At 70.6% G+C, this 21,725-nt stretch carries 19 protein-coding genes and 1 pseudogene; 9 read left to right on the top strand and 11 right to left on the bottom strand.

What is annotated here, in order from left to right; genetic code table 11:
- Positions 1-4 precede the first annotated feature (4 nt).
- From ACGH48_RS00160 to ACGH48_RS00180, 5 genes are all read right to left on the bottom strand, one after another.
- Entirely contained in the window at positions 5-1,363 is a 1,359-nt protein-coding gene (locus ACGH48_RS00160; RefSeq protein WP_396289731.1) for an NAD-dependent succinate-semialdehyde dehydrogenase, read from the bottom strand.
- Positions 1,364-1,383: 20 nt separating this feature from the next.
- The gene (locus ACGH48_RS00165) at positions 1,384-2,805 is read right to left on the bottom strand and encodes an APC family permease (RefSeq protein ID WP_340196616.1); all 1,422 of its coding nucleotides are present in this window, start codon (positions 2,803-2,805) and stop codon (positions 1,384-1,386) included.
- Positions 2,806-2,938: 133 nt separating this feature from the next.
- Complete coding sequence (locus ACGH48_RS00170; protein ID WP_396289732.1) at positions 2,939-4,042, bottom strand: agmatine/peptidylarginine deiminase; 1,104 nt, start codon at positions 4,040-4,042, stop codon at positions 2,939-2,941.
- Positions 4,039-5,073, bottom strand: a complete 1,035-nt coding sequence (locus ACGH48_RS00175; RefSeq protein ID WP_396289733.1) for a nitrilase-related carbon-nitrogen hydrolase — start codon at positions 5,071-5,073, stop codon at positions 4,039-4,041. Before ACGH48_RS00175 ends, ACGH48_RS00170 begins: the two co-directional genes overlap by 4 nt.
- 44 nt (positions 5,074-5,117) lie before the next feature.
- Positions 5,118-5,852 carry a hypothetical protein gene (locus ACGH48_RS00180; protein WP_396289734.1) on the bottom strand — a complete coding sequence of 245 codons (735 nt, stop codon included), beginning with the start codon at positions 5,850-5,852 and terminating at the stop codon, positions 5,118-5,120.
- A 197-nt stretch (positions 5,853-6,049) separates the two neighbouring features.
- Here ACGH48_RS00180 and ACGH48_RS00185 point away from each other — a divergent pair, with 197 nt between their 5' ends.
- Both ACGH48_RS00185 and ACGH48_RS00190 read left to right on the top strand, forming a co-directional pair.
- The gene (locus ACGH48_RS00185; RefSeq protein WP_396289735.1) at positions 6,050-6,490 is read left to right on the top strand and encodes a VOC family protein; all 441 of its coding nucleotides are present in this window, start codon (positions 6,050-6,052) and stop codon (positions 6,488-6,490) included.
- 106 nt (positions 6,491-6,596) lie between these two features.
- Positions 6,597-7,415 (top strand): annotated as a pseudogene (locus tag ACGH48_RS00190) (SDR family oxidoreductase).
- 12 nt (positions 7,416-7,427) lie between these two features.
- Here ACGH48_RS00190 and ACGH48_RS00195 read toward each other — a convergent pair.
- Positions 7,428-8,270: a helix-turn-helix transcriptional regulator gene (locus tag ACGH48_RS00195; RefSeq protein ID WP_396289736.1), complete on the bottom strand. Its 843-nt coding sequence runs from the start codon at positions 8,268-8,270 to the stop codon at positions 7,428-7,430.
- Between the two features lie 127 nt (positions 8,271-8,397).
- Here ACGH48_RS00195 and ACGH48_RS00200 point away from each other — a divergent pair, with 127 nt between their 5' ends.
- Positions 8,398-9,330, top strand: a complete 933-nt coding sequence (locus tag ACGH48_RS00200; RefSeq protein ID WP_396289738.1) for an SDR family oxidoreductase — start codon at positions 8,398-8,400, stop codon at positions 9,328-9,330.
- Here ACGH48_RS00200 and ACGH48_RS00205 read toward each other — a convergent pair.
- The gene (locus tag ACGH48_RS00205) at positions 9,323-9,976 is read right to left on the bottom strand and encodes a hypothetical protein (RefSeq protein WP_340196624.1); all 654 of its coding nucleotides are present in this window, start codon (positions 9,974-9,976) and stop codon (positions 9,323-9,325) included. The two genes, ACGH48_RS00200 and ACGH48_RS00205, sit on opposite strands and share 8 nt — an antisense overlap.
- A 218-nt stretch (positions 9,977-10,194) precedes the next feature.
- On the opposite strand from ACGH48_RS00205, the gene ACGH48_RS00210 reads away from it, so the two are divergent.
- Positions 10,195-10,638, top strand: a complete 444-nt coding sequence (locus ACGH48_RS00210; RefSeq protein ID WP_396289739.1) for a hypothetical protein — start codon at positions 10,195-10,197, stop codon at positions 10,636-10,638.
- A 3-nt stretch (positions 10,639-10,641) separates the two neighbouring features.
- Here the strand turns inward: ACGH48_RS00210 and ACGH48_RS00215 are convergent, their stop codons facing one another.
- From ACGH48_RS00215 to ACGH48_RS00230, 4 genes are all read right to left on the bottom strand, one after another.
- Positions 10,642-11,970, bottom strand: a complete 1,329-nt coding sequence (locus ACGH48_RS00215; RefSeq protein ID WP_396289740.1) for a flavin monoamine oxidase family protein — start codon at positions 11,968-11,970, stop codon at positions 10,642-10,644.
- The gene (locus tag ACGH48_RS00220; RefSeq protein ID WP_340196627.1) at positions 11,970-13,334 is read right to left on the bottom strand and encodes an FAD-dependent oxidoreductase; all 1,365 of its coding nucleotides are present in this window, start codon (positions 13,332-13,334) and stop codon (positions 11,970-11,972) included. Before ACGH48_RS00220 ends, ACGH48_RS00215 begins: the two co-directional genes overlap by 1 nt.
- Before the next feature lie 2 nt (positions 13,335-13,336).
- The gene (locus tag ACGH48_RS00225; protein WP_260232996.1) at positions 13,337-14,668 is read right to left on the bottom strand and encodes an aspartate aminotransferase family protein; all 1,332 of its coding nucleotides are present in this window, start codon (positions 14,666-14,668) and stop codon (positions 13,337-13,339) included.
- 119 nt (positions 14,669-14,787) lie between these two features.
- Entirely contained in the window at positions 14,788-15,270 is a 483-nt protein-coding gene (locus tag ACGH48_RS00230; protein ID WP_035809531.1) for an Lrp/AsnC family transcriptional regulator, read from the bottom strand.
- Between the two features lie 133 nt (positions 15,271-15,403).
- Here ACGH48_RS00230 and ACGH48_RS00235 point away from each other — a divergent pair, with 133 nt between their 5' ends.
- From ACGH48_RS00235 to ACGH48_RS00255, 5 genes are read left to right on the top strand one after another with little or no spacing between them, the layout of a single operon-like run.
- The gene (locus ACGH48_RS00235) at positions 15,404-16,849 is read left to right on the top strand and encodes a gamma-aminobutyraldehyde dehydrogenase (protein ID WP_396289741.1); all 1,446 of its coding nucleotides are present in this window, start codon (positions 15,404-15,406) and stop codon (positions 16,847-16,849) included.
- 31 nt (positions 16,850-16,880) lie between these two features.
- Positions 16,881-18,068: an ABC transporter ATP-binding protein gene (locus tag ACGH48_RS00240; RefSeq protein WP_396289742.1), complete on the top strand. Its 1,188-nt coding sequence runs from the start codon at positions 16,881-16,883 to the stop codon at positions 18,066-18,068.
- A complete protein-coding gene (locus ACGH48_RS00245; RefSeq protein ID WP_396289743.1) occupies positions 18,065-19,285 on the top strand; it encodes a PotD/PotF family extracellular solute-binding protein in 1,221 nt (406 codons plus the stop codon). Before ACGH48_RS00240 ends, ACGH48_RS00245 begins: the two co-directional genes overlap by 4 nt.
- Positions 19,282-20,217 carry an ABC transporter permease gene (locus ACGH48_RS00250; RefSeq protein WP_396289745.1) on the top strand — a complete coding sequence of 312 codons (936 nt, stop codon included), beginning with the start codon at positions 19,282-19,284 and terminating at the stop codon, positions 20,215-20,217. The genes ACGH48_RS00245 and ACGH48_RS00250 overlap by 4 nt, the downstream gene beginning before the upstream one ends.
- Positions 20,214-21,083 (top strand): ABC transporter permease, encoded by an 870-nt coding sequence (locus ACGH48_RS00255; RefSeq protein ID WP_396289747.1) that lies wholly within the window; start codon positions 20,214-20,216, stop codon positions 21,081-21,083. Before ACGH48_RS00250 ends, ACGH48_RS00255 begins: the two co-directional genes overlap by 4 nt.
- The last annotated feature ends 642 nt before the right edge of the window (positions 21,084-21,725 follow it).

Below are 21,725 nucleotides of genomic sequence, written 5' to 3' on the forward strand. Positions count from 1 at the left end.
TCCGTCAGCCGATGCGGATCAGCTTCTTGTTGACGAACTCGTCGGCCCCCAGGGGGCCGAGCTCGCGGCCGAACCCGCTCGCCTTGACGCCGCCGAACGGCAGTTCCGGGCTGTCCGCGCCGACGATGTTGACGTAGACCATGCCGGCCTCGAGCCGGTCCGCGACGCGGAGTGCCTGGTCGGCGTCCGTGGTGAACAGGTACGAGCCGAGCCCGTACGGGGTGTCGTTGGCGAGTGCCACGGCGGCGTCCTCGTCGTCGACCCGGTACACGGCGGCGACGGGGCCGAAGAACTCCTCGCGGTAGGCGTCGTTGTCCGGCGTGACGTCGGTCAGGATCGTCGGCACGAAGGCGTTGCCCTGGCGGTCGCCACCCGTGACGACGGTGGCACCCTGCTCGACGGCCGCGGCGAGCTGCTCCTGCAGCCGGTCGGCGGCGGCCGGCGAGGACAGCGGGCCGAGCTCGGCACCGGGCGTGCTCGGATCCGTCGGCGCGACCGCAGACATCGCGGCGGTGAACTTCGCCAGGAAGTCGTCGTACAGGTCGTCCACCACCAGGAAGCGCTTCGGGGCGTTGCAGACCTGTCCGTTGCCCTCGAGGCGGGTGGTGACGGCCGACTCGACGACGGCGTCGAGGTCGTCGGTGGACAGCACGATGAAGGGGTCCGATCCACCGAGTTCGAGCACGACCTTCGTGAGGTTCCGGCCCGCGATCTCGGCGACGGCGGCACCGGCGCGGGCGGAACCGGTCAGCGAGACGCCCTGCACGCGTGGGTCGGCGATGACGTCGGCGGCCTGGTCGTTCGTCGCGAAGACGTTCGTGTAGGCGCCCTCGGGGAACCCGGCGTCGTGGAAGACGCGCTCGATCGCCAGCGCCGACTCGGGGCACTGGGGCGCGTGCTTGAGCAGCACCGTGTTGCCGATGAGCAGGTTCGGACCGGCGAACCGGGCGATCTGGTACGCCGGGAAGTTCCACGGCATGATGCCGAGCAGCACGCCGATCGAGGACTTCCGGATGAAGGCGCTGCCCTCGGAACCGTCCGCCAGGGTGATCGGCTGGTCGGCGAGGAACTCCTCGGCGTGGTCGGCGTAGTAGTCGTAGATGTCGGCGCAGAATTCCACCTCGCCCTCGGCCTGGTCGATCGGCTTCGCCATCTCGCGCACGATCGTGGCGGCGAGCTCGGCGTGCCGCTCGCGGTACAGGTCGGCGACGCGGTGGAGCAGGGCGGCGCGGTCGGCGACGGTGCTGGTGCGCTCGCGGTGGGCGCGGTCCGCGACAGCGATCGCCGCCCGGAGCTCGTCGTCGCTGATGGTCGGGAACGTCTCGAGGGTCGTGCCCGTGGTGGGGTCGGTGACGGCGTACATGGCGTCCTCTCGTGGTGCGGTCAGGCTTGGTCGGTCAGCTGCTTGTTCACACCCGTGACGGGCTGGTTCTCGTCGAAGCCCTTCGGTGCGACCCGGAAGCCCTTCGTGATGACGAGCAGGTAGGCGAAGCCGATCGCCGCCCACACTCCTCCTGCGATCAGTGCGTCGGCGTGGAGCTGCGACCAGAGCACGCCGGTCAGGACCATCGCGAGGCCCGGCAGCACGATGTACTTCCAGCGGTCGCCCGCCGTGTGACGACGGCCCTGCCGCACGGCGAAGTGCACGATCACCGTGGCGTTGACGAACGTGAACGCGACGAGGGCGCCGAAGTTGATGTAAGCGGCGACCGTGTCGAGCGAGAAGCTCATCGCGAGCAGGGTGACCGCGCCGACGAAGACGACGTTGAAGACCGGGGTGTGCGTGCGCGGGTGCACGTAACCGAAGACGCGCTTCGGCAGGACGTTGTTCCGACCCATCACCATGAGCATCCGGGCGACGCTCGCGTGCGACGCGAGCCCGGACGCCAGCGCGGCGACGAACCCGGCCGAGACGAGCACCGCCTGGAACACCGGACCGCCCACGAGCAGGCCGATCTGCGGCAGCGGGTCGTCCGTGAACTCGCCGAACGGGGCGTTCGTCGGGAACCGCAGCTGCGCGAAGTACGCGGACACCAGGAAGATCGCGCCGCCGAGCAGCACCGTCAGCATGATCGCCTTCGGCATGATCCGGATCGACTTGGCCTCTTCGGTGTACATCGTCACCGCGTCGAAGCCGATGAACGAGAAGCAGACCACCGTCGCGCCGGTGAGCAGCGCCGACATCGTCACACCGTCGTGCACGAACGGTTCGGCGCTGACGATCGTGCCGGCACCCGCGCCGTGCGTGAGCTCGATCACGGTGAAGACCACGAACGCGATCATCGCCAGGATCGCGCCGACGAGCAGCACCATGTTGAGGTTCGACGTGCCACGCATCGACAGGCAGATCACCGTCGTCACGAACACCGTGTAGACGACGACCGTCACCCACGGGGGCAGCGCCGGGAACACCTGCTCCAGGTAGAGCCGGATGATGAGGGCGTTCACCATCGGCAGCAGCAGGTAGTCGAGCAGGGACGCCCACCCGACCATGAAGCCGAGGTTCGGGTGCATCGACTCCCGCACGTACGTGTACGCGGAGCCGGCGGCCGGGTAGACGCGGACCATCTTGCCGTAGCTGATCGCCGTCAGCGCCATGATGACCAGCGCGATCAGGTACGCGCTCGGCACGGCGCCGTCGGTCTGCCCGGAGACGATGCCGAAGGTGTCGAACACCACCGTCGGGGTCATGTAGCCGAGGCCCAGGCCGACGATCGCCCAGAGCCCGAGGCTCCGCTTCAGGGAGCCGCCGCGCGCAGGTGCTGCCGAGGCCGTCGGTGCGGGGACCGCGGTCGGTGATGCCATGTGACTTCCCTGCTCTTCGGGGCCGGGCAGCGTCGCCCGGGCCGGTTCGGAGCACCATACCGACGCTCCGGCGCCGTGCGGACCGGCCGCGGTGTACAGGCATCGGGGAGTTGCTGTACACCGCGGCGATGGCTCAGACCGCCGGCTGTTGCTGCGTGATGCAGTGCAGCCCGCCGCCGCGCGCGAAGACCTCGCGGGCGTCGATCGAACGCACCTGACGGCCCGGGTACACGTCGGCGAGGATGCCGCGGGCGCGGTCGTCGGCAACGGGGTCGCCGAACGCGCAGGCGATCACGGCGCCGTTCACCACCACGTGGTTGACGTAGTTCCAGTCGACCGGGCCGTCGTCGTCGGTCCGGGTCGACGGGGCCGGTAGTTCGACGATCGTCGCGTCCGTGGTCTGCTCGAGTGCCCGACGGATCTGCGGCATCACCAGGTGGTCCGGGTGGCCGGCGTCGGGCTGCGCGTGCAGCAGGAGGGTGCGGGACGTCGTGGTGGCGCTGGTGGTGCTGGTGGCGCTGGTGGCGCTGGTGGCCCTGGTGCCGCTGGTGGCCCTGGTGCCGCTGGTGTCACTCGGGGCGCCCGCGAACGTCGCGACCATGTCGACGTGGCCCCGGGTGCCGAACCCGTCGTAGTCACGTGTCAGGCCGCGGGGCAGCCAGACCACGTCCGTCGCGCCGATCGTCCGGGCCAGCTCGAGTTCGACGCGCTCGCGGTCGGCGTACGGGTTCCGTCGCGGATCGAGCTGCACGGTCTCCGTCACCAGGACGGTGCCCGAGCCGTCGACGTGGATCGCCCCGCCCTCGTTCACGAGCAGCGACGGGATCCGCTCGGCACCGGCGGCGGCTGCGACCGTGGCAGCGACCTCGGCGTCGCGGGTCCACGTCGACCACGGGTTCGCGCCCCAGCCGTTGAAGACCCAGTCGACTGCGCCGAGCTCGCCGGTCACGTCGTCGACGACGAACGTCGGCCCGATGTCGCGCATCCAGAAGTCGTCCAGGGGCGCTTCGAGCACGTCGACCTGCTCCGACAGCAGCCGGCGGGCGTCGCTGCGCGCCACCGGGTCCACGACGATCGTGACGGGCTGGTGCTCGCTGATCGTGTTGGCGGTGGCCGCCCACGCCACTCGCGCGGCTTCGGCGCTCGCCGCGTCGTCACCGAGCGTCAGGCCGGGTCGCGGGAACGCCATCCAGGTGCGTTCCTGCGGAGCCGTCTCGGGAGGCATCACCCACGTCATGCGGACACCTCCGGTCCGGCGTCGGTCGCCGCCACCCCGATGGCCGCGTCGATCGCGTCGCGTGCGCCGAACGCGTGGCGGTCCTCGTCGACCGGGGTGACGAGCCCCGCGTAGAGGTCCGGGCGACGGGTCACGTAGAAGGGGAACAGTCGGAGCCACTCCGTCCGCGCCTCGAGGTCGAGGTCCGCCACGAGCACCGCGTCGGCGTCACGCGGTGCCTCGGCGAGCACGCGGCCGAACGGGTCCGAGATGAACGACGACCCGTAGAAGGTGATGTCGCCCTCGTCGCCCCACCGGTTCGGCACGACCATGAACTGGCCCGCGGTGATGCCGTTCGCGACGATGACCTGCCGCCAGATCGGGGCGGTGTCGAAGTCCGGGAACGTCGGCTCGGAGCCGATCGCCGTCGGGTACACCAGGACCTCGCTGCCGGCGAGACCGTACGACCGCGCGACCTCGGGGAACCACTCGTCCCAGCAGGTCGGCAGGCCGAGGCGTACGCCGAGTCCGGCGGGCTCGTACACCGGGAAGGCATCGTCGTCCGTCCCCGGGCGGAAGTAGGTGTCCTCGTGGTAGCCGGCGCTGATCGGGATGTGGGTCTTGCGGGTCCGGCCGACCAGGGTGCCGTCGGGGGCGACGAGGACGGCGGTGTTGTATCCACGGGGGTCGTCGGGCTGGTCGTCGTCGGCAGGGCGCTCGTACAAGGAGGCGTGGACGAACACCTCGTGCTCGATCGCCTGTGCGCGGGCGAAGGTCACCGTCGGGCCGTCCTCGAGCGATTCGGCGAGGTCCTTCGGGGTGCCGGTCGCCGGGGTGTCGCCGGGGTAGCGGCGCAGGGTGAGCTCGGGGAGGAACACGGCGGTCGCGCCGGTGGCGGCAGCGGTGGCGATGCCGTCGGCGAGCTGTGCGCGGTGGGCAGCGGGGTCCTCGAGCCAGTGCGTCTGCACGAGGGCGACGCGGGTCGTGCGGCGTGGTCTGCCGGTGTCCTGGTGCAGCGGAGACGGGTGTGGGGGAGCGATGACGACGTCCATCCCGCCATTGTTGATCGCATGGTCAACGAGCGCAAGGTCCACTTTCACCAGTCCCGTCGCGGGTCGTCCTTGGTCAGCTGCCGGAGCGAGCTCCTTGCCGCTGCAAGCGCCGGGAAGGTGGGATCGAGTTTGGCGAGCAGCGAGAGCATGCCGTTGAAGCGATGTCGGACATCGACCTGGAGGAGGTTGTCGTGGTGCGCGACGCGGTTTCTCAGCCGACGCAGCATCTCGAGTTGGCTGCCGATTCGTTCCCGGCTGGCGTCGTCGGCGTCCGTTCCGGGGAAGGCTGTGCTGATCGCCGACCGCCAGAGTTGTTGCTGGCGCACCGGTGACTCCGATCGGGAGACCGGGCGGACGAGCTTCACCCACGATCCGAACATCAGTTGCGCCACGACGTCGTCGTGGCTGGGTGGCGTACCGCATCTCGGGTGGCTCGATGGTCGTTCCGCCATCTCCTGAGCGGCTCGGTTGCGAGCGTCCACGAGCTGCCGCCGGAGCAGCGAGTACAGAGGGTCGACAGTGACGCCGGCCGAGGACCACTCCGGAACGCCTCCACTCTTGACGCTCCTGGCGGACAGTTCGATGTTGATCGCGTTCCGCACAGCTATCTCGACGAAGGCGATCTGTCCGTGCAGTGCGCCGGCCAACTGCGCGGCCCAAAGGTACATATCGACGGCACGGCGCCGGTCGCCGTCCGCGGCGTCGATGTAGGTTGCGAGCCGCGCGGGGCTGACGAGGCGCTCGAGGGCGTCCGGTTGACTGAGCTGCGCTGAGGTCATAGCGTTGTGTTCACGAGCGTCAGGCTTGGACTGACGTGCTTACCTCGAAAACCCCCCGCTCAGCGGGGGGTTTTCTGTTCGTCCGGTGGCAGATCCGGGGCTCGTCATCAGCATGCATCTCGCAACGCTAGGAGTCCGGCGGCGTTGTGGGAATCAACCTTGCGATGGCAATGATCGTTCACGAGTTGGGTGGGGTGATGAGCGAACCCATCGTCACGCCGCTCGGCTTCGCGCACGTGCGCCTCACGGTCACCGACATCCACCGCAGCAAGGCCTTCTACGAGCAGCTGTTCGGCATGCCGCCCGGCAGTGACTTCAGCGACCAGATCGACGACCCGACGATCCACGACGACCCGTGGCGGACCTACGGCGGGTGCTCGTTCACGTTCGGCGGGCAGACGCTCGGCCTGCGACCGGTCGCCCCCGCCGAGGACCGGTTCGATCCCGACCGAGTCGGTCTCGACCACGTGTCGTTCCGCGTCGGGTCCGTCGACGACCTGCACGCCGCCGTCGAGCGGCTGGACACGGCCGGCATCGAACACGGCGACGTCACCGACCTGCCGCCGTTCGGGCTGGTGATCCTGTCCGCGCAGGACCCCGACGACGTCAACCTGGAGTTCGCGGCGCCGCGGCCCTGAGCCTCGGTGCGCCGGTGTCCGCTTGCCGCGTCCGTCACCCGGACCTCCAGGTGCCCCGGAAGCGGGGAGCGTTGCCTGATCGCGTCAGATCTCAGGAGGAGACAGCATGAGCAAGACCTGGTTCATCACCGGAGCGTCGAAGGGCTTCGGCCGCGAGTGGGCGGAAGCGGCACTCGAGCGCGGGGACTCCGTCGCCGGGACCGCGCGCAACCCCGACGACGTGCACGACCTCGTCGACCAGTACCCGGACACGTTCCTCGCGCTGCAGCTCGACGTGACCGACCGCGCAGCCGACATCGCCGCGGTCCAGCGTGCCGCCGAGCACTTCGGCTCCCTCGACGTCGTCGTCAACAACGCCGGCTACGGCCACTTCGGCATGGTCGAGGAGCTCACCGAGGACGAGGTGCGCGCGCAGCTCGAGACGAACCTGTTCGGTGCGCTCTAAGTCACCCAGGCGGCGCTGCCGATCATGCGCGAGCAGGGGTCCGGGCACGTCATCCAGGTGTCGAGCATCGGCGGGATCAGCGCGTTCCCGACGGTCGGGGCGTACCACGCGTCGAAGTGGGCGCTCGAGGGGATCTCGCAGTCGCTGTCCCAGGAGGTCGCGGGCTTCGGCATCCACGTCACCCTCGTCGAGCCCGGCGGGTTCTCGACGGACTGGTCCGGTCCGTCCTCGAAGCACAGCGAGGAGATCGCCGCCTACGCCGACGTGCGCGAGGCCGCGTCCAAGCGCCCGTCCGCCGCCGACCCGGGCAAGCCCGAGGCGACCCGGTCGGCGATCCTGAAGGTCATCGACGCGGACGAGCCGCCGCTGCGGGTGTTCTTCGGCAAGGCGCCGCTCGGCATCGCGGAGCGTGACTACGAGTCGCGGTTGGCCACCTGGCGTGAGTGGCAGCCGGTGGCCGAGGAGGCACACGGCGCCTGACGAGCTCCGAGGTCAGGCGCGACCGACCGCCGAGCCGACCACGGCGAGCAGCCGGAGTCGCTCGGCGGTCTCGCTGCCGGGCTCGGCGGTGTACACGAGCAGGTTCTGCGAGCTGTCGGGGTCCTGCAGCACCTGGCACTGCAGGGTGAGCAGCCCGACCTCGGGGTGGCGGTAGGTCTTCACGTCACGCGGACGGATGCCGACCTCGTGGCGTGCCCAGACCTCGCGGAACTCCTCGCTCGTCGCGAGCAGCCGTTCGGCCAGGTGTGCGGCCCGGGAGTCGGGTCCGCGGCGGGCGATGACGGTGCGGAGGCCCGAGGCGTACATCCGGGACAGGAAGGGGTGGTCTTCGACCGGGTGGACGCCCCGGGACGCCGGGTCGGCGAACCACCGGTATCCGATGCTCCGGTCGTCGCCCCGTCGGCCGCTGGCGTCGCCGGTGAGTTCGGCTGCGAGGGACGTCTGCTGCAGCGTCTCGCCCAGCTCGGTGACGATCTCGGCAGGACTGTCCGCGAGCCGGTCGAAGATGCGCATCATGCCGGGACTGACGTGGTCGCCACCGGACGCCGCGGTCGGGGGCTCGTGTCCGGCGAGGCGGAAGAGGTGGTCGCGCTCCGCGATCGTGAGACGCAGGCCCTGCGCGATCGATGCGAGCATCTGGTCGGATGGTTGCGGTCCGCGCTCCCGTTCCAGCCGCGCGTAGTAGTCGACGGACATGTTGCTCAGCAGCGCCGCCTCCTCACGCCGCAGCCCGCTCGTGCGACGGCGCTGGCCCCGGGGCAGCCCGACGTCCTCCGGCTGCAGGGCCGTCCGACGGCTGCGGAGGAAGTCCGCGAGGGACGCTCGGTCGATCATGCGCCCATCCTCTCCCGGGGCGTCGACCGTAGCCACGGATCGTCAGGCCGTGGTTGCGTGCGCACGACGCGGCGACGATCGTCTCGGGTGCCGGATCGGGTGCTCACCACGACGGAAGAGGCGAACCATGGCACGGAACGAACGACTCACCCTCCCGGACCTCGGCGGACGCCGCATCCTGGTGACCGGAGCGAGCGACGGCATCGGGCTCGAGATCGCCGCGCGCTTCGCCGGCGCCGGGGCCGAGGTGGTCGTGCCGGTGCGCAACCGCGACAAGGGCGCTGCTGCCGTTGCCCGGATCACCGCGCAGCACCCGGATGCCTCCGTGCTGCTCGAGGACCTGGACCTCTCCTCGCTGGAGTCCGTGTCGACGCTCGGGGAGCGGTTGCGGGCCGGGGGCACGCCGATCGACGTCTTCGTGGGGAACGCCGGCGTGATGAACCCGCCGGAGCGGCAGACGACCCGCGACGGCTTCGAGCTGCAGTTCGGCACGAACCACCTGGGGCACGTCGCACTCGTCGGCGCCCTGCTCCCCCTGCTCCGTGTCGCCGACGGTCGGGTCGTGATGCAGTCGAGCGTGGCGGCGCAGCGGGCCTCGATCCGGTGGGACGACCTGCAGTCCGAGCAGGACTACGACGTCGCGCGGGCGTACGGGCAGTCGAAGCTCGCGTGCGCGCTCTTCGCCCTCGAGCTCGGTCGGAGGAGCCGGACCGGTGGGTGGGGGATCACGAGTGCGGTCAGCCACCCCGGCGTCGCACCCACGAGCCTGCTCGCCGCACGGCCGGAGATCGGACGCTCGGGCGACACCGTGGCCGTCCGGATGATCCGCTGGCTGTCGGCGCGCGGGCTCCTCGTCGGGACACCGGCCTCGGCGGCGGAGCCGGCCCTGCTCGCGGCGACCGACACGGACCTCGACGGAGGCTTCGTCGGTCCGACCGGACCCGGGCAGCTCGGCGGACCGGCCGGCCGTCGGAAGCCCTGGGCGCCGTTGCTCCGCGATGACGACGCCGCTCGCCTCTGGGACGTGTCGGAATCACTCGTCGGGAGTGCGGTCAGCTGATGATGTTCACCGCGCGAGAGATCACGAGTGCCAGCAGGATGAACCCGCCGAGTGCCTGGTAGGCCATGATCATCTTCGCCCGGACGGTCATCGGCATGGTGTCGGTCGGGCTGAACGCGACCATGTTCGTCATCGCGACGTAGAGGTAGTCGAGGTAGACCGGCCGCCACGCAGCGGTCTTCGGGTCGGTCTCCTGCGGGAACTGGAAGTCTGCCTCGTCACTCGTCCACAGCTCCGGACGCCGTCGGGCCACCGGCCCGCCCCGGTCGAGCTCCCAGTAGACGAGCCCGAACGCGATGATCGTGCTCACCCACACCTGCAGGGCGGTGAGCAGGACGGCACCGCCGTCGGCGTGGCCACCGAGGAGCACCTCGATCGTCCGGACCACGGTCAGCTGGTTCGCGACGGTGAGCAGGATCGCCAACGAGAAGGACACCCACCGCGACCAGGTCGTCTCGCGGGTCAGTCGTCGCGGGTTGAAGACGACGAGCGGGATCAGCAGCAGGACGCCGAGCACCGGGACCACCCACGACGGGAAGAACAGCACCTCGCTCGGCAGGAACAGGCTGAGCCCGAGGTTCACCAGGACGGCGATCGCCACCGGCGCGCGGTGCTCGTGCCGGGGTGTGGTCCGCGTCGTCGTCACGGCTCCGAGTGTGGCACTCGAACATCGTTCCGGGCCCGTGCGCTGACACGGAAGGTGGTTCGGATGTCCTCCGACGACGAACCGCGTCGACGGTACTGACCGCCAGGGCAGACGGAGCCGATGTCAACCGCTCGGAGGACCCGGGATCGATCCGTCGTCGCACGGGGTCGCGTCGCCCGGGGGACGATCCGCGGGCGCTCGGTGCGCAGGCTGGTGGCATGTCCGAACGCAACCGTCCCACCGTCCGTCTCCTCGCCGCCGTTGTGGTCGCCGGCTCCGTCGCGGTGCTCGCGACCGGTTGCAGCTTCGTCCAGCAGCAGACGGGCGATGCCTGGTCCGTGACCTACGAGGTCAGCGTCGACCAGCCGAGCGGGGCCGCGCTCACCGACGTGCGCGTCGAGGGTGCCGAGAAGCGCGGCGATGCCCCGGAGGTGCACCGGCTCGGGGCGCAGGAGACGAGTACCGCGACGACGAGCGGCTCGGCATGGGAGCACGAGGCGATCGTCCTCGCCGAACAGCGCGCCTCGGTCCGGGCGACCCCGCCGCGGGGTGCGACGGCCACGTGCCGGATCCTGCTCGACGGCAAGCGCGAGATCGCCACCGAGACCGCGGCCGCTGGGCAGCCCGTGACGTGCTCGGTCGACACCCCGGCGTTCGACTGAGGTTCAGCGGGGGACGGGCGTCGCGAGCGAGAGCGGCTCGACCTCGGTGCCGAGCAAGCGCCCGGCCGCCCGCAGTCCGGACAGCAGCGCGCCGTGCACGGTGGCCGGGTCGTCGCCCCACGTGGCCTCGCCGGCGAGCTGCACCCGGCCGGACGGCGCACCGAGCCGGTCGTGGTCGTCCGGCGACGCCCCGACGTGCAGGTACGAGTAGGAGCCGCGGGCGAACGGGTCGTCGGCCCACCGGGTGATCCGGAACGCCTCGGGTTCGGGGACCGAGGGGCCGAACATCCGCCGCAGGCCGCCGATGCCCTCGTCCACGATCATCGCGTCGGGCAGGGTCTCGAGGCGCCGGGCCCCGGTCCCGCCGACCAGGGCGGCCAGCACGGGCGCTCCGGTCACGCGGGACATGTCGTACCAGGAGTGCCAGTCGACACCGGCAGGTCCCTGCTGGCGGACCACCCACGAATCACCCCAGAACCGTTCCGGGAACCGCAGGAACACCTTGTCGTAGACCCCCATCCCGAGCCGGCCCATCGCACCGGTGACCGTCTCGGACAGTGGTGGGTCGAAGGTCACGTCACCGGCCTGCAGCACTCCGAGCGGGACGGTCACGACGACGTCGTCCGCCGTGACCGTCGAACCGTCCGCCAGCCCGACCACGACGCCCGTCGTGGACTGCGTCACCGACCGCACCACCGCGGACAGCCGGACGTCGAGTCCGTCGGCCAGGGCTGCGGCGTACTGGGCGTAGCCACCGGGGAACACCACCTCGTCGCCGGGGACGTGTTCTTCTTCGAGGCCACGGGCGTCGAGGACGGTCACGGGTGCGCCGCAGAGGTCCTCGGAGCGGTGCGCCATGTACTCGCGGACCCGCGCGGCCCGGTCGCCCTGCCACCGCAGGGACCGCAGCACGGTGTCGACGGCGGCCGCGTAGGTCGAGGGCGGCGGTGCGTGTGCGACGACGGCGTCCAGGGCGGCGTCGACGGTGTGCAGGTCCGCGACGAACGCCGAGGTCGAGGCCTCGGACAGCGGCGCGCCGGAGGGGCCGTGCCACGCGATCGGCCGGCCGTCGAACTGGAAGCTCCCGACGGTGAACTCGACGGTCTCGATGCCGAACCGGGGCGCCACGGCCCAGAGCGGGTTGCCGTCGACGCCGTGGATCCACGAGGCGCCGAGGTCGACCGGCACCCCGATCTCGTCGTCGGTCCAGGTGCGGCCGCCGATCCGGTCGCGGGCCTCGAGCACGACCACGCGCTGGCCGTCGAGCGCGAGCGCCCGGGCCGCGGCGAGCCCGGAGACGCCGGCCCCCACGACCACCACGTCGGCGTCCATCAGTGGCCCCCGGTCAGCGGTGCCATCAGGCGGGCGGCGAGGCTCGGCCGCCCCGTCAGGGCCTCTTCGCGGTCGGCCAGGTCGGTCGCCACGAGCCCGGCGTTCGCCCCGAGGAACCGCAGGGGCTCCGGCTCCCAGTCCGGCGACCGGTGGTTCACCCACGGCAGCGCGGTGAGCGGCGACGCGACGCCGCGCACGAGATCGGCGAGCGTCCGCCCGGCCAGGTTCGTCGTCGACAGTCCGTCGCCGACGTAGCCGCCGGCGGTGCCGACGTGCCCGTCCCAGGTCACGGACGCGCACCAGTCGCGCGGCACCCCGAGCGGGCCGCCCCACGTGTGGGTGATCGGTGCGTCGGCGACGGCGGGGAACAGCTCGACCAGGGACCGCCGCAGGTGCTCGAAGACCCGGGGCACCCGGTCGTACCCGGGGGTGATCGCCGACCCCCAGTGGTAGCGGGCTCCGCGCCCGCCGAACGCCAGTCGGTCGTCCGCCGTGCGCTGCCCGTACACGAGCAGGTGGCGGTAGTCGGAGAACGTCTGCCCGTGCTCGAGCCCGATGCGGTCCCACACCGCCGCGGGCAGCGGAGCCGTCGCGATCATGAGCGAGTACAGCGGCAGGATCCGCCGCTTCGTCTGCTCCAGCTGCGCGCCGTACCCCTCGACCGCGATCACCACGGCGCCGGCCGTCACGGTGCCACGCGACGTGACCACACGCCCGGGGTCCCAGGACGAGGCGGGCGTGTGCTCCGCGATCCGGACGCCCCGGGCCTCCAGGGCGGCCGCCAGGCCACGCACCAGCGCGGCGGGCTGGACCCGCGCGCAGTCCGGGGTCCACGCGACCCCCGCCGATCCGGCGGCGTCGCCGGGTCGGGCCGCACGCCACGTCATGTCGTCGCCCCACTCGGCCGACGCGGCGACCTCGTCGTGCGCCGCGCGCTCCTGCACGGCGGAGCGCGCGTACAGGACGGTGCCGCCCTTCACGTAGTCGCAGTCGACCCCGGCTTCGGAGGCTGCACGTCCGACCTCGTCGACGGTGTCGCGCATCGCTGCGCGCAGCGCGAGTGCCGCGTCGCGGCCGTGCTCACGCGCGACGGACTCGGCGGACCGCGGGAACAGCGCCGAGCACCAGCCGCCGTTGCGTCCGGAGGCGCCGAACCCGGCGATCTCGCGTTCCAGGACGACGATCTGGAGGCCCGGGTCGGCCTGGTGCAGGTACCAGGCGGTCCAGAGACCCGTCAGTCCACCGCCGACGATCGCGACGTCCGCGGTCGTGTCGCCGTCGAGCGGCGGCCGGGGCGCCAGGTCGTCGCGTCCGGTGGACGCGAGCTGGTCGAGCCAGAACGAGACGCCCCGGTAGCCGCTCACGGTCAGATCTTCGACGAGGCCTCGGACAGGACGCTCCGCAGGATCGAGGTGATCTCGCGGAACTCCGGCTGCCCGATGGTCAGCGGCGGTGCGAGCTGCACGACCGGGTCGCCACGGTCGTCGGCTCGGCAGTACAGCCCCGCGTCGAACAGCGCCTTCGACAGGAACCCGCGCAGCAGCCGCTCGGACTCGTCGTCGTCGAAGGTCGTCTTGGTGGCCTTGTCCTTGACGAGTTCGATGCCGTAGAAGTAGCCGTCGCCGCGGACGTCCCCGACGATCGGCAGGTCCTTCAGGGTGTCGAGTTCGGCCTTGAACAGCGGGGCGTTCTGTCGCACGTTCGCGAGCAGGCCCTCTTCCTCGAAGATGTCGAGGTTCTCCATCGCTACGGCGGCGGACACCGGGTGCCCGCCGAACGTGTACCCGTGGTAGAAGGTCGTGTCGCCCTTGGAGAACGGCTCGAAGAGCTTGTCGCTGATGATCGTCGCCCCGATGGGGGAGTACCCCGAGGTCATCGCCTTCGCGCACGTGATCATGTCCGGCACGAAGTCGTAGGTGTCGCAGGCGAACATGGTGCCGATCCGGCCGAAGGCACAGATGACCTCGTCCGAGACGAGCAGCACGTCGTACTCGTCACAGATCTCGCGCACCCGCTGGAAGTAGCCGGGCGGCGGGGTGAAGCAGCCGCCGGAGTTCTGCACCGGCTCGAGGAACACCGCCGCGACGGTGTCGGGGCCCTCGAACTCGATCATCTCGCGGATGCGCTCGGCCGCCCAGAAGCCGAACTGCTCCTCGGTGCCACCCGGGAAGCCCATCTCCTCGGCGCGGTAGTAGTTCGTGTTCGGCACCCGGAAGCCACCGGGTGTCAGGGGCTCGAACATCTCCTTCATCGCCGGGATGCCGGTGATCGCCAGGGCGCCCTGTGGTGTGCCGTGGTAGGCGACCGCGCGCGAGATCACCTTGTGCTTCATCGGCTTGCCCTGGAGTTTCCAGTAGTACTTCGCGAGCTTGAAGGCGGTCTCCACCGCCTCGCCGCCGCCCGTCGAGTAGAAGACCTTGTTGAGGTCGCCGGGGGCGTGCTCGGCCAGCCGGTCGGCGAGCTCGATGGCTGCCGGGTGCGCGTAGGACCAGATCGGGAAGAAGCTCAGCGTCTCCGCCTGCTTCGCGGCCATCTCGGCCAGGCGCTTCCGTCCGTGCCCGGCGGCGACGACGAACAGGCCGGAGAGTCCGTCGATGTAGCCCTTGCCGTGGCTGTCGTAGACGTGGTGGCCCTCGCCCCGGACCATGATCGGCACGTCGGCACCGGCCTGGTTCGCACCGTGCCGGGCGAAGTGCATCCACAGGTGGTCCCGGGACTTCCGCTGCAGGTCGGCGTCGTCGACCGGGGCGAACGGGTCGTAGGACCCGAGGCGGGTGGACTGGCCGGTGGCCTGGCCGCTGGTCGTTTCGGAGATGGTCATCGCGTTCCCCAGTCGTAGAGCTGTTTGCGGAGTTGCAGGTAGACGAAGGTCTCGGTGCCGGCGACGCCCGGGATGGCCCGGATCGTGCCGTTGAGCAGTTCGATCAGGTCGTCGTCGTCCTCGCAGACGACCTCGACCATCAGGTCGAAGCTGCCGGCGGTCATGACGAGGTAGTCGACCGCCGGCAGCTGTTCGAGGGCATCGGCGACTGTTCGGGTGTCGCCGCTGACCCGGATGCCGATCATCGCCTGCCGGTGGAAGCCGAGCTGCATCGGGTCGGTGACCGCGACGATCTGCATGACGCCGGTCTCGGTGAGCTTCTGGACGCGCTGCCGGACCGCCGCCTCGCTGAGACCGACGGCCTTGCCGATCTCGCCGTACGGACGGCGGCCGTCCGCCTGGAGTTGTTCGATGATCCGCTTCGAGGTGTCGTCGATCGGTCCCGGACGTCGTGGTGCTGCCGCCATGCCGGACAGCATGGCAGCGAGGTTCGAACCGCGCAAGGGATTCCGTTGTGAACACCGTGTTTCGCGACGATTTCCGTTGTTACGGTTCTCCACAACCTCCGAATCCGTCTTCCGCACCGCCGGAATCCGTGTCAGGATCACCGCCATGTTGGACACGACGGAACCGGTGACCACGACGCACGAGGTGCGCAACTTCGTCGGTGGCGCAGCTGTCGAGTCGAGCGCGGACACCCGGCTCGACCTGGTCGACCCCACCACCGAGCAGGTCTACGGCACGTCGCCCGTGTCCACCGCTGCCGACGTCGACGCCGCGTTCACGAGCGCGAGCACCGCGTTCGCGACCTGGCGGCGCACGACCCCCGGCGAACGGCAGCTCGCACTGTTCCGGATCGCGGACGCCGTGGAGCAGCGGGCGGAGGAGTTCGCGGACCTCGAGTCGCTCGACACCGGCAAGCCCCGAGCCTCCCTGGTCGAGGACGAGATCCTGCTGTCCGTCGACCAGATCCGCTTCTTCGCCGGAGCCGCCCGCAACCTCGAGGGTCGCAGCGCCGGCGAGTACATGACCGACCACACCTCGTTCGTCCGGCGCGAGCCCATCGGTGTCGTGGCCCAGGTCACCCCGTGGAACTACCCGCTCAACATGGCGGTGTGGAAGTTCGCCCCGGCGCTCGCCGCGGGGAACACCACCGTGCTCAAGCCGAGCGACACCACTCCGCTCTCCACCCTGCTGCTTGCCGAGGTGGCCGCCGAGTTCCTGCCGCCGGGCGTGCTCAACGTCGTCGTCGGGGACCGCACCACCGGCGCCGCGATGATCGACCACCCCACCCCGCAGCTCGTGTCCATCACCGGCTCCGTCCGTGCCGGCACGGAGGTCGCCCGTGCCGCCGCCGGCGACCTCAAGCGCACCCACCTCGAGCTCGGCGGCAAGGCCCCCGTGATCGTGTTCGACGACGCCGACATCCCCGCCGCCGTCGCCGGCATCGTCGCCGCCGGGTTCTTCAACGCCGGACAGGACTGCACCGCGGCCACCCGGTTGCTCGTGCAGGACGGCATCCACGACGAGTTCGTGGCGGCGCTCGCAGAAGAAGCACGGCACAACGCGCGAACCGGGTCAGACGGTTACTACGGGCCCGTCAACAACGCGAACCAGCTCGCCCAGGTCCGGTCCTTCCTCGACACGCTCCCCGACCACGCCACGATCGAGCTCGGCGGCGGGCGGCAGGGCGACGTCGGCTACTTCCACCAGGCAACGATCGTGTCCGGACTGCGCCAGGACGACCGCATCGTGCAGCAGGAGGTGTTCGGCCCGGTCCAGACCGTGCAGCGTTTCTCGACCGAACAGCAGGCGCTCACGTGGGCGAACGACGTCGAGTACGGGCTCGCGAGCTCGGTGTGGACGACCGACCACTCCCGGGCGATGCGCTTCGCCCGCGACCTGGACTCCGGGTGCGTGTGGATCAACACCCACATCCCGATCGTCGCCGAGATGCCGCACGGCGGCTTCAAGCACTCCGGCTACGGCAAGGACCTGTCCCAGTACGGGTTCGACGACTACACCCGCATCAAGCACGTCATGTCCTACATCGGCTGACCCCGATCCTTCCGAAGCAGCAGGAGGCACCATGGCAATGACCGGCACGTTCGCCGAATCCGGAGCCGATCTCCGGCTCGAGCAGATCACCAAGTCGTTCCCCGGGCACACCGCCGTCGACGCGCTGGACCTGACGGTGCCGGCGGGGTCCTTCTTCGCCCTGCTCGGCCCTTCGGGCTGCGGCAAGACCACGACGCTGCGGCTCGTCGCCGGGCTCGAGGAGCCCACGAGCGGCACGATCACGATCGGCGGCGAGGACGTCACCGACACGAAGCCGTACCAGCGGCCGGTCAACACGGTGTTCCAGAACTACGCGCTGTTCCCGCACATGAGCGTGCTCGACAACGTCGCGTTCGGCCTGAAGCGGCGACGGATCCCGGACCCGATGACGAAGGCACGCGAGGCCCTGCACCTGGTCGAGCTCGACGCCTCGGCCGACAAGCGCCCCGCTTCCCTGTCCGGCGGCATGCAGCAGCGCGTCGCCCTGGCCCGCGCGATCGTGAACCGGCCGGCACTCCTGCTGCTCGACGAGCCGCTCGGCGCGCTGGACCTGAAGCTCCGGCACCAGATGCAGCTCGAACTCAAGACGATCCAGGCCGAGGTCGGGCTCACCTTCCTGCACGTCACCCACGACCAGGAAGAGGCGATGACGATGGCCGACACGGTCGCCGTCATGAACGGCGGCCGGATCGAGCAGATGGGCAGCCCGCAGGACCTGTACGAGCTGCCCCGCACCGCGTTCGTCGCGAACTTCCTCGGCCAGTCGAACCTGCTCGAGGGCGAGGTCCGCGGCACCGACGGCGCGCTGCTCGTGGTCGCGACCCCGGCCGGCACCATCGCCGTCCCCGCCGACCGCGCCGTCGCCACCTCGGGCAGCGTCGTCGTCGGCATCCGTCCGGAGAAGCTCAAGATCCGTACCTCGGAGCCCACGCCCGAAGCCGGTCGGAACATCCTCGGCCCCGGCCGCGTGGTCGACGTCTCGTTCTCCGGCGTCAGCACGCAGTACCTGGTGGACGTCCCCGGCGCCGGCCGTGTCTCGGTCTTCGCGCAGAACTCGAAGGGCGGGCCGCGGATCGCGACCGGCACCGAGGTCTGGCTCACGTGGGGCGTCGACCACGGATTCGGCCTGGAGGCGCACCCCGCGTCCGACGCGACCGTCACCACCCACGCCGCCACGGGCCTCCAGTCCGCACCCGCCACGGCAGGATCGCTCGCGTGACCGGCGGGGGAGCCGGCCCGGACCTGTTCCGCGGACTGACGTCCGCGCGCGTCAGCCGGCGCGGCCTGCTGGCCGGCGGCGGGGCCGCCGCACTCGCGGCGCTGCTCACCGGGTGCAGCATCAAGGGTTCGGCAGCGTCGGGCGCCGAGAACGCCGTCGACTGGACCGCGTTCTGGAAGGACGCCGAGGCGACGAAGCAGCTCAACTTCGCGAACTGGCCGCTCTACATCGACTCCGACCACGGCAAGTCCGAGTCGCTCGCGCTGTTCCAGCAGGCCACCGGCATCAGCGTCGACTACCAGGCGGTGATCCAGGACAACGCGACGTTCTACGCGACCGTCTCGCCGATCCTGCGGGCGCAGGGTGCCACCGGCTACGACCTGGTCGTGATGACCAACGGGTTCGAGCTGACCCAGATGATCAAGAACGGCTTCGTGTGCGAGCTCGACCACTCGCGGCTGCCGAACTTCGCGGCGAACGCGGGTGACTCGGTGAAAGACCCGACGTACGATCCCGGCAACAAGCACTCCGTCGTCTGGCAGACCGGGTTCACCGGGATCGCCTACAACCCGAAGTACATCGACCGCGAGATCACGTCGTTCCAGGACCTGCTCGACCCGGCGTTCGCGGGCCGCGTCGGGCTGATGAGCGACAACACCGAGCTCGGTTCCCTCGGACTCCTCGCGAACGGCATCGCCCCGGAGACGTCCACCCCGGCGGACTGGCGGAAAGCGCAGGCGTGGTTGCGGAAACTGCGCCCGAGCGTGACCGGCTTCTACGACCAGAGCTACATCAACAAGCTCGAGAACGGCGACACCTGGATCACGCAGGCCTGGTCCGGTGACGTCTTCCAGGCGCAGCAGTCCGGGTTCGAGGACCTGCAGTTCGTCACGCCGGAGGAGGGCCAGATGATGTGGCACGACAACCTCATGATCCCCCGGCAGGCGGCGAACCCGGTGGCCGCCCTCGAGTGGATGGACTTCTACTACACGCCGAAGATCGCGGGCATCGTCGAGGACTGGGTCAACTACGTCTGCCCGGTCCCCGGCGCCGAGGCCTACGTCCGCGACGAGCTCGACGACGCGACGGTGGCGGACAGTCCGCTGGTGTTCCCGGACTCCGACGTGCTGGACCGGTCGCACGAGTTCCGGGTGTTCGAGAACTACGACGAGTACTCGGAGTGGAACGGCATCTTCAACGCGGTGGTGCAGTCGTGACGGCGGTCGGGGTCGCCGGCCCGGGTGCCGCACCGACACCGGGCGCCGGTCCGGCGCCCGTCCGTCGGGGGCGGCGTCGCAGCACGCCGTTCCTGCTCGCGCTCGTGGGCACCGCGTACCTCTGCGTGTTCTTCGTCATCCCGCTCGTCTCGGGGCTCATCGTCTCGCTCATGTCGGGCAACCCGGACGACGGCTACACCTTCACGTGGAACTGGGGGATCTACGGGTCCCTGTTCGTCGACCCGCAGGTGCCGTACCTGACGTTCCTCCTCCGATCCCTCTGGTACGGCGCCGCTGCAACGGTCGTGACCATCATCGTGGGGTACCCGGTGGCGTACTTCATCGCGTTCCGGGTGTCCCCGCGGTGGAAGAACCCGTTGCTCATGCTCGTGTTCGTGAGCTTCCTGGTGTCGTTCATCATCCGCACCGACATGTGGGCGTTCGTGCTCGCGTCGCAGGGGCCGGTCGTCACGTTCCTGCAGGCGATCGGCCTGGCCGGCAAGGACTTCCACATCCTCGGCACCGGCGGCGCGGTGATCTTCGGCGACGCCTACAACGACCTGGCGTTCATGGTCCTGCCGATCTACGCCGCCCTCGAGCGCATCGACCCACGACTCGGCGAGGCCGCCAACGACCTGTACGCCGGCAAGTTCCGGGCGTTCTGGCACACCACCTTGCCGCTGTCCCGCTCGGGCATCTTCGCCGGGGTCCTGCTCGTCTTCATCGACAGCGTCGGGGACCCGGTGAACTCGGCGCTGCTCGGCGGCACGAACACGTACACGATCGGCCAGGCGATCCAGGACGCCTACTCCGGCAACCAGCAGTACAACGTCGCCGCGGCACTGTCGACCGTGCTCATGGTCGTGCTCGGCATCATCCTGTTCATCTACGCCCGCGTCTCCGGCACCGACGACCTCGAGGACCTCGTATGACCGCCGTCGCACCGACCCGTCCGTCCGCCGCCCCGGCCACCGGTGGGATCGCCCGCGGTCCGAGCCGCCACGGTGTGAACCGCCGCGGTCCCTGGCTCGCGATCGTGTACTGGGTCACCATCGCGATCACCCTCGTGCCGATCGTCTACATGATCGTGTACTCGTTCAACGACGCCCCGACGAACCGGCTGTCGTTCGCGTGGAACGGCTTCACGACCTACTGGTACGAGAACCTGGTCAACGTGTCCGGGCTCGGAGCCGCGTTCGTCACCTCGGTCGTCGTCGCGTTCCTCGCCGCGATCATCTCGGTCGCGATCGGGCTGCCGCTGGCCCTGGCGCTCGAGCGGTACCGGTTCCCCGGCCGCGGTGCCGTGAACGCCGTCGTGTTCGCGGACATCGCGGCACCGTCCATCGTGGTCGGATCGGCGTCGCTCTCCTTCTTCTTGTCGGTGGGACTCGGCACCGGGTTCCTGACCGTGCTCATCACGCACGTGGCGTTCGACGTCGCGTACGTCGTGGTGGTGCTCCGGGCCCGGATCTCCGGCACGTCGCGGGTGCTCGAGGAGGCCGCGAGCGACCTCGGGGCGACGCCGTTCCAGGCCTTCCGGCTCGTCACCTTGCCGCTGCTGGCGCCGGGCATGCTCGCCGCCGGGTTGCTGGCGCTCGCGATGTCGATCGACGACTACGTGATCACCTCGTTCGTCGCCGGGCCCGCGGTCACCTTCCCCCTGTTCGTGTACGGCGCCGCGAAGGCCGGGATGCCGCCACAGGTGCTGTGCTTCGGGACGCTCGTGTTCGCGGTGGGGCTGCTCGTCGCGCTGCTGAACGGGGCGCTCAACCGGCGTTTGGCGCGGACGCGGGGGTAGGGGTCCGCGCGCACGCACGGTGCGGGGTGCGTGGGCTGGTGCGGGGTTGCGCGCGTGGTGCGTGCTTGTAGTGGCGCACGGTGCGTGGAACCTCGCACGGGGCGGCGACGGGCGCACGGTGCGGACGGGAGGCGCGTGGCGGGCTGGCGCCGTGCCTCCCGTCCGCCTGTGCGGGGCGTCCACCGCACGGTGCGGCTTTCGTGGCCCGGTGCGCGATCCGCGCGGGTCGCACGGTGCGAGGTGCGTGGGCTGGTGCGGGGTTGGGCGCGTGGTGCGTGCTTGTAACCGGGCACGGAGCGTGCAACCTCGCACGGGGTGCATAGGTGCGCACGGTGCGGACGGGAGGCGCGTGGCGGGCTGGCGCCGTGCCTCCCGACTGCGGGGGGGGCGTCCACCGCACGGTGCGGGGTGCGCGGGCTGGTGCGCGACCGGCGCGGGTCGCACGGTGCGAGGTGCGTGGGCTGGTGCGGGGTTGCGCGCGTGGTGCGTGCTTGTAGCGGCGCACGGTGCGTGGAACCTCGCACGGGGTGAAGAGGTGCGCACGGTGCGCACGGTGCGGGCGGGAGTCCCGTGGACGTGACGACCAGTGGACGAGCGTGTTACGGGCACGAGTCGGGCGGTGTGCCGCGGCGCACGCCACAG

The organism is Curtobacterium pomorum, assembly GCF_044497295.1.
In the GTDB taxonomy this organism is placed as follows: domain Bacteria; phylum Actinomycetota; class Actinomycetes; order Actinomycetales; family Microbacteriaceae; genus Curtobacterium.

Coding starts and splice junctions, on each gene's coding strand:
- ACGH48_RS00160 (WP_396289731.1), bottom strand. CDS start 1,363: ATGTACGCCGTCACCGACCCCACCACGGGCACGACCCTCGAGACGTTC.
- ACGH48_RS00165 (WP_340196616.1), bottom strand. CDS start 2,805: ATGGCATCACCGACCGCGGTCCCCGCACCGACGGCCTCGGCAGCACCT.
- ACGH48_RS00170 (WP_396289732.1), bottom strand. CDS start 4,042: ATGACGTGGGTGATGCCTCCCGAGACGGCTCCGCAGGAACGCACCTGG.
- ACGH48_RS00175 (WP_396289733.1), bottom strand. CDS start 5,073: ATGGACGTCGTCATCGCTCCCCCACACCCGTCTCCGCTGCACCAGGAC.
- ACGH48_RS00180 (WP_396289734.1), bottom strand. CDS start 5,852: ATGACCTCAGCGCAGCTCAGTCAACCGGACGCCCTCGAGCGCCTCGTC.
- ACGH48_RS00185 (WP_396289735.1), top strand. CDS start 6,050: ATGAGCGAACCCATCGTCACGCCGCTCGGCTTCGCGCACGTGCGCCTC.
- ACGH48_RS00195 (WP_396289736.1), bottom strand. CDS start 8,270: ATGATCGACCGAGCGTCCCTCGCGGACTTCCTCCGCAGCCGTCGGACG.
- ACGH48_RS00200 (WP_396289738.1), top strand. CDS start 8,398: ATGGCACGGAACGAACGACTCACCCTCCCGGACCTCGGCGGACGCCGC.
- ACGH48_RS00210 (WP_396289739.1), top strand. CDS start 10,195: ATGTCCGAACGCAACCGTCCCACCGTCCGTCTCCTCGCCGCCGTTGTG.
- ACGH48_RS00215 (WP_396289740.1), bottom strand. CDS start 11,970: ATGGACGCCGACGTGGTGGTCGTGGGGGCCGGCGTCTCCGGGCTCGCC.
- ACGH48_RS00225 (WP_260232996.1), bottom strand. CDS start 14,668: ATGCACTTCGCCCGGCACGGTGCGAACCAGGCCGGTGCCGACGTGCCG.
- ACGH48_RS00230 (WP_035809531.1), bottom strand. CDS start 15,270: ATGCTGTCCGGCATGGCGGCAGCACCACGACGTCCGGGACCGATCGAC.
- ACGH48_RS00235 (WP_396289741.1), top strand. CDS start 15,404: ATGTTGGACACGACGGAACCGGTGACCACGACGCACGAGGTGCGCAAC.
- ACGH48_RS00240 (WP_396289742.1), top strand. CDS start 16,881: ATGGCAATGACCGGCACGTTCGCCGAATCCGGAGCCGATCTCCGGCTC.
- ACGH48_RS00255 (WP_396289747.1), top strand. CDS start 20,214: ATGACCGCCGTCGCACCGACCCGTCCGTCCGCCGCCCCGGCCACCGGT.